The organism is Micropruina sp., from assembly GCF_047607385.1.
Classification (GTDB): Bacteria; Actinomycetota; Actinomycetes; order Propionibacteriales; family Propionibacteriaceae; genus Micropruina.
On the sequence record NZ_JASGDE010000201.1, the window covers coordinates 1 to 6549 of the forward strand.

Annotated in this window: 6 protein-coding genes; 5 read left to right on the top strand and 1 reads right to left on the bottom strand. The window is 70.0% G+C overall.

The features are described 5' to 3' along the window. Window positions 1-224, bottom strand: a 224-nt coding sequence (locus QM582_RS17335) for a hypothetical protein (protein ID WP_415086508.1), incomplete at its 3' end; no start/stop codon positions are given. 156 nt (window positions 225-380) lie between these two features. On the opposite strand from QM582_RS17335, the gene QM582_RS17340 reads away from it, so the two are divergent. The 5 genes from QM582_RS17340 (at window position 381) to QM582_RS17360 (ending at window position 6464) form a co-directional block, all read left to right on the top strand. Further along, the gene (locus QM582_RS17340) at window positions 381-1607 is read left to right on the top strand and encodes a pyrophosphate--fructose-6-phosphate 1-phosphotransferase (protein WP_415086510.1); all 1227 of its coding nucleotides are present in this window, start codon (window positions 381-383) and stop codon (window positions 1605-1607) included. 186 nt (window positions 1608-1793) lie between these two features. Next, entirely contained in the window at window positions 1794-3179 is a 1386-nt protein-coding gene (locus tag QM582_RS17345; RefSeq protein WP_415086512.1) for an MFS transporter, read from the top strand. Continuing rightward, on the top strand, window positions 3172-4743 hold the full coding sequence (locus tag QM582_RS17350; protein ID WP_415086513.1) for a metallophosphoesterase: 1572 nt from the start codon (window positions 3172-3174) through the stop codon (window positions 4741-4743). The genes QM582_RS17345 and QM582_RS17350 overlap by 8 nt, the downstream gene beginning before the upstream one ends. A 13-nt stretch (window positions 4744-4756) precedes the next feature. Continuing rightward, window positions 4757-5482: an MgtC/SapB family protein gene (locus QM582_RS17355; RefSeq protein WP_415086514.1), complete on the top strand. Its 726-nt coding sequence runs from the start codon at window positions 4757-4759 to the stop codon at window positions 5480-5482. After that, window positions 5463-6464, top strand: coding sequence for a LacI family DNA-binding transcriptional regulator (locus QM582_RS17360; RefSeq protein ID WP_415086516.1), 1002 nt, complete (start codon window positions 5463-5465; stop codon window positions 6462-6464). Before QM582_RS17355 ends, QM582_RS17360 begins: the two co-directional genes overlap by 20 nt. Window positions 6465-6549 lie beyond the last annotated feature (85 nt).

Below are 6549 nucleotides of genomic sequence, written 5' to 3' on the forward strand. Positions count from 1 at the left end.
ACCGCGGCCTGGGCGTCCGGACGGCGTCCGACCTGACGCTGGGCTGCGGTGGCGTCCACCGCGGAGCGGGCGGCGGCGGCCGCGGTGAGCTCGGCCCGGCGATCCGCGGCGGTCTTGCGTCCACCGTCCACCACCAGCCCGGAGATCAGCAGCAGCGCCATCACGGCGACCACCAGGAACGCGGACAGCGCCTGTCCCCGCTCACTGCCGACTGTGCTCCGCATGCCCCCAGTGTGCCCGCCGCGGCGGGCCGGATGGCGGTTGTCCACAGGTTTCCGGGCGATTCGCCCGATCCGGATCCGGGCCGGAGCCCGAGCCGGGGAGGCGGCGACCCACTAGGCTGACCGTGACATCTGCCCCTTGCCAAGAAAGGCCTCTTCATGGTTCACAAGGTCGCCCTGCTCACCGCCGGTGGTTTCGCCCCGTGCCTGTCGTCGGCCATCGGTGGCCTGATCCAGCGCTACACCGAGGTGGCGCCGGACGTCGAGATCATCGCCTACAAGAACGGCTACCAGGGTCTGCTCACCGGCGACTACCTGCCGGTCACCCAGGTGGTGCGTGACAACGCCGCGCTGCTGCACCGCTACGGCGGCTCCCCGATCGGCAACTCCCGGGTGAAGCTGACCAACGCGGCCGACCTGGTCAAGCGCGGCCTGGTCGCCGAGGGCGACAATCCGCTGAAGGTGGCCGCCGACCGGCTGGTCGCCGACGGCGTCGACGTGCTGCACACCATCGGCGGCGACGACACCAACACCACCGCGGCCGACCTGGCCGCCTACCTGGCCGAGCACGACTACGGCCTGACCGTGGTGGGCCTGCCGAAGACCATCGACAACGACGTCTACCCGATCAGGCAGTCCCTGGGCGCCGACACCGCTGCCGAGATGGGCGCCCGGTTCGCCAAGAACGTGCTGGCCGAGCACAACGCCGGCAGCCGCATCCTGATCGTGCACGAGGTGATGGGCCGCAACTGTGGCTGGCTGACCGCCGCCACCGCCCAGAAGTACCACGCCTGGATCAACGAGCAGCAGTGGCTGCCGGAGATCGGGCTGGACTCCAAGGCCTGGGACGTGCACGCCATCCTGGTGCCGGAGGCCGTCATCGACATCAAGGCCGAGGCCGAGCGCCTGCAGCAGGTGATGGACGAGGTCGGCTGCGTGAACATCTTCCTCTCCGAGGGCGCCGGCATCGCCGACATCGTCGCCGAGATGGAGCGCAACGGCGAAGAGGTGGCCCGCGACGCGTTCGGCCACATCCGGCTGGAGCGGATCAACCCGGGCGCCTGGTTCAGCAAGCAGTTCGCCGGCATGCTGAAGGCCGAGAAGGTGCTGGTGCAGAAGTCGGGCTACTATTCCCGTTCGGCCGCCGCCAACGAGTACGACCTGGCGCTGATCAAGTCGATGACCGACCTGGCCGTCGACTACGCCCTGGAGGGCAAGCCCGGCGTGATCGGCCACGACGAGGACAACAACGACGAGCTGACCGTGATCGCCTTCGACCGGATCGCCGGCGGCAAGCCGTTCGACATCACCCAGCAGTGGTACCTGGACCTGCTCGCCGAGATCGGCCAGCCGGCCCCGGTGGCCGCTCCGCCCGCCGAGCACTGAGTCGCCCCACCCACCGCTCGCCTAACTATTTCGGGCTCGCTGAGTTCAGCGAGCCCGAAATAGTTAGGCGAGCGTTTCGCGTCCGGTCTTGTCGTCCGAATCGATTCTGATTAGGCTGCCGCGCAGTCCGAATCGATTCGTACCCGACTGTCGCGTCGATTCGTTGTGTCCTACGAGGAGGTAGACATGACAGCCGAACAGCCGGGGACGCCGGCGCCGTCCCTGATCACCACCAGCGGGTTCGACGAGGTGGACACCCCGCAGCTGCGACGGTTCCAGCGCCGGGTGACCCTGCTGTCGGCGGGTGGCACCTTCCTGGACGGCTTCGACCTGACCGTCATCGCCGTGGCGCTGCCGATGATCAAGGAAGAGTGGCACATCACCGCGCTCGACCAGAGCCTGATCGTGTCCTCGGCCATCATCGGCTCGCTGATCGGCGCCAGCTGGCTGGGCAACCTGACCGACAAATACGGCCGCAAGGCGATGTACGTGGTCGACCTGCTGGCCTTCGTGGTGTTCGCCACCCTCACCGCCTTCGCCTGGGACATCTGGCCGCTGATCATCTTCCGGTTCCTGCTCGGTGTGGGCATCGGCGCCGACTACCCGATCTCGGCCACCCTGGTCTCCGAGTTCAGCTCCCACAAGCGCCGCGGCATGCACGGGACGTCGCTGGCCGGCATGTGGTTCGTCGGTGCCGTGGCCGCCTACATCTTCGGTCTGCTGTTCGCCCCGCTGGGTGACTTCGCCTGGCGGGCGCTGCTGCTGCTCGGCGCGGTCTTCGCCCTGGTGGTCTTCGTATTCCGGGTGAAGCTGCCGGAGTCGCCGCGCTGGCTGGTGGCACACGGCCGCGAGGACGACGCCCGCGAGGTGCTGCGCAAGGTCACCGGCGTCGAGGTGGACCCGAACGTCTCGCTGGAGAAGCCGCCGGTGATTCCGGTGCGCGACCTGTTCAAGGGCGAGTTGGGACGCCGGACCTTCTTCGTCTGCGGCTTCTGGTTCTGCTACGCGACCGCCTACTACGGCATCTCGATGTACACCCCGACCATCCTGGCCCCGTTCACCGGCAACGACCGCACCCTGACCATCGTCGGCAGCGGCCTGGTGGCGGTGCTGGGCCTGATCGGTTCGGTGATCGGCATGAACGTCGTCGACCGCTGGGGACGCCGCCCGCTGATCATCACCAGCTTCGCCGGACTCACTGCGGCCCTGGTCGTCCTGGCCCTGAACACGTCACCGAGCCTGGGCTTCCTGATCGTGATGTTCAGCGCCGCGGTGCTGTTCTCCAACGCTGGCGGCGGCATCCTGAACTTCGTCTACCCGACCGAGCTGTTCCCGACCAGCATCCGGGCCAGCGCCGCCGGACTGGCCACCTCGGTGAGCCGGATCGGTTCGATCATGGGCGTGCTGGTCTTCCCGAACTTCGTCGCCGCCTGGGGTGCCAACGCCGCGCTGTGGTTCTTCGCCGGCATCGGCCTGGCCGGCCTGATCATCTGCGTCGCCCTGGCACCGGAGACCCTGGGCCGCAGCCTGGAGGAGCTGAACCCGGAGACCGCCGAGGCCCGCCATGGCTGAGCCGCTCGGAACCACCGGCGCCACCGTCCAGCGGCAGCGCGACTACGACGGCGGCTACGTCGGCCTGCGGGTCGGCCCCGGCGAGCCGCACACCGTCCGCGCCGAACTCGGCGGCGCCGGAACCTGGACGCCGCGGGCCCGGCTGCTGAGCCTGCTGCACATCACCGACTTCCAGCTGGCCGACCTGCTCTCCCCCAGCCGCACCGAGTTCCTGCAGCGCTTCGACGGCGATCCGCGCTGGCAGCGGATGCTGCCGGCCTACCGACCGCAGGAATTCCTGCAGCTGCAGGCGCTGGTCACGGTGGCCGCCACCGCCCGGGCCGTGGCCGCGAGCCATCCGGTCGACCTGCTGGTGACCACCGGCGACAACACCGACTCGGCCCAGTTCAACGAGGTGCAGGCGTACCTGACCGCACTGGACGGCGGCCCGATCGACCCCGCCGAGCTGGGTGTCGCGCACCCGGCCAGTCCCAGCGGTGGCACCGATCCGAGCTACTGGCACCCACGTCCCGGCAGCTCGGACGCCTGGGCGGCCAAGGGCCTGCCCGAGGCCGACGGAGCGCTGGAGGCGGCCCGCCGGCGGTTCCCGAGCCCCGGCGTCGGCGTGCCGTGGCTCAGCGTCTACGGCAACCACGACTGCCTGCTGCAGGGCCGGGCGCCGTTCCCGGCCGGCTACGACGACTTCCTGACCGGTGCCGGCAAGCCGGTGCTGCCCCCGGCCGACTATCTGCCCGAGCGGGACTCGATGCTGGACTACCTGGCCGACCCGTGGGTCACCACGACCGGCGTCCGGGCGGAGATCCCGGCCGACCCGGGACGCCGCAGCCTGACCAAGGCCGAGCATGTCGCGGCGCATTTCCGTCCTGGCGCGGTGCCGGACGGCCACGGCTACACCGCCGACAACGTCGCCGCGGGCACCGCCTACTACATCTGGGACGGCGTCCCCGGGGTCCGGCTGATCAGCCTGGACACCACCAATCCGGCCGGCGACGTGAACGGCTGCGTCGACGACGCCCAGTTCCGCTGGCTGGAGCAGCGGCTGGCCGAGGTCGGCGAGGGATCGGACGACCCCCGGCTGGTGGTGCTGCTGTCGCACCACGGCCTGTCCACTCTGGACAACCCCACCGGCGGCGACCCGTCGGTGCATCTGGCCGACGACGTCCGCGCGCTGCTGCACCGGTACCCGCAGGCCGTGCTGTGGCTGTCCGGGCACATCCATGTCAACACGGTGGTGCCACGTCCCGGGCCGGATGGCGGCGGGTTCTGGGAGGTGACCACCAGCGCCGTCGCGGAGTGGCCGGTGCAGTTGCGGCACGTCGCCCTGGAGTTGGCCGCGGAGGGCGCGGTGATCACCGTCACCATGATCGACTCCGCGGCCCCGGTGGACTGGCAGCTGAACAGCGTCGAGGGCCTGGCCGGGCTGCACCGCGAGGTGGCGGCCAACGACCCGGGCAGCGTCGGCGGCATCCATGCCGAAGGCGGCGCCGAGGACCGCAACGTGGTGTTGCGGGTGCCGCTGCCGGCCGGGCTGACCGACGCCCTGCCGGTCCCCGGCCGCGACTAGGCCGGACGCCACCATGATGGGGTGGGACGCCTGGGAGACCGCGTGGCACGAGCTGCTGCTGCTGTCGATGGCGTTGGTGTTGTGCTCGCTGGTCGGCCTGGAGCGGCAGCTGCATCAAAAGAGCGCCGGCTACCGGACCCATGTCATCGTCGGCGTCGGATCGTGCGGCTTCACCCTGATCTCCTGGTGGGGGTTCGGGGCGGGGCTGGACGGCAGCGCCGGCGTCGACCCGAGCCGGATCGCCGCCCAGGTGGCCAGCGGCATCGGCTTCCTCGGCGGCGGGGTGATCTTCAAGGGACGCGACATCGTCCGGGGGCTGACCACGGCGGCCACCATCTGGATGGCGGCGGCGATCGGGATGGCCTGCGGGTCGGGCATGGTGTGGCTGGCCACCCTGCTCACCGGCGCGCATCTGCTGACCATCTTCGTGGTCGGCCCGCTGGTCCAGAAGCTGCCCAACCCGGACCGGCACCGCATCCTGCGGATCACCTACGAGGACGGGCACGGCACGCTGCGCGGAATCCTGGAGGCGGCCACCGAGCTCGGCTTCTCCAGCAGCGTGGAACGGGTGCAGAACAAGGTGGAGGACGGTCGCGCGATGGTGCACATCGACGTCCGGTTCATCGGACGCCAACCGGTGCGCGATCTGCTGCTGCCGATGTCCCAGGTGTCCGGTGTCGCTACGGTGTTCCTCAAATCCGAGGCGACGGGACACGAGGATGACGAAGCCGAGCCCTGACCGGATCACCCTGAAGATGGTGGCCCGGGCCGCGGAGGTGTCCGTCACCCAGACCAGCATGGCGTTGAACGGCAAGCCCGGGGTCGCCGCCGAGACCCGGGCCCGGGTGCTGGCTTCGGCCAGGGAACTCGGATACGTGCCCGATCCGATCGCGCAGGAGTTGCGCACGGGGCGCAGCGCCGTCTTCGCGCTGGTGGTGCGCAACGTGGCCAATCCCTACTTCAACGATGTCTTGTCGGGTATGCAGGCGGCCGCCCTCGAGCACGGCGTCGCGGTGATGATGATGGATTCCGACTACTCCGAGGACCACGAGAGGCGGCACATCCGTTACCTGCTGTCCCGGCGGGTGTCCGGCCTGGCGATCGCCCCGGTCGGCGTGGCGGCGGCCGTGGACGAGTGGCGGGCCGCCCAGCCCGACGCCCCGGTCGTGCTGCTCAACTCGAGTGTGCGACCCGGTAGCGAGATGGCCCACGTCGCCCCCGATCCGGCCGCCGTCGACCTGGCTTTCGACCACCTGTGGGAGTTGGGTCACCGCCGGATCGGTTTCCTCACCGCGCCGTACAGCCTGATGGCGGACGGTGACCGACTGGATCGCTATCTCACCCGTTGCCGCCAGCACGGAGCCACGCCGCTGACGTTGCACACCGAGTTGCGCAGCGCCGCCATCACCACGCGGATGCTCGATGCGCTGGCCGACCCAGTGGAACGGCCCAGCGCGGTGATCACCAACTCCGACTGGTCGGCGCATTCGGTGTACCGTGCCGCCCGCGACTACGGGTTGCAGATCGGCCGTGACCTGTCGGTGGTCGGGCACGACGACCTGACCAGTTCCGAGTTCCTCGCTCCCGCGTTGACCACCCTGCGGCTGGATCGGCGGGCTGTGGGGGCGGAAGCCGTCCGGCACCTGCGGGGCGAGCGTGCCGGGGACTATCTGGCACCGGTCGAGTTGGTGGTGCGGGCATCCAGCGGCCCGCCCCGCTGATCGGCGGCCGCGCCTAACCCGGCCGTCCCTTCCGCTCGCCTAACTATTTCGGGCTCGCCGAGTTCGGCGAGCCCGAAATAGTTAG

Bases quoted from the DNA above. Each gene is read 5' to 3' on its own strand.
- QM582_RS17360 (WP_415086516.1), top strand. From the start codon at position 5,463: ATGACGAAGCCGAGCCCTGACCGGATCACCCTGAAGATGGTGGCCCGG.
- QM582_RS17350 (WP_415086513.1), top strand. From the start codon at position 3,172: ATGGCTGAGCCGCTCGGAACCACCGGCGCCACCGTCCAGCGGCAGCGC.
- QM582_RS17355 (WP_415086514.1), top strand. From the start codon at position 4,757: ATGATGGGGTGGGACGCCTGGGAGACCGCGTGGCACGAGCTGCTGCTG.
- QM582_RS17345 (WP_415086512.1), top strand. From the start codon at position 1,794: ATGACAGCCGAACAGCCGGGGACGCCGGCGCCGTCCCTGATCACCACC.
- QM582_RS17340 (WP_415086510.1), top strand. From the start codon at position 381: ATGGTTCACAAGGTCGCCCTGCTCACCGCCGGTGGTTTCGCCCCGTGC.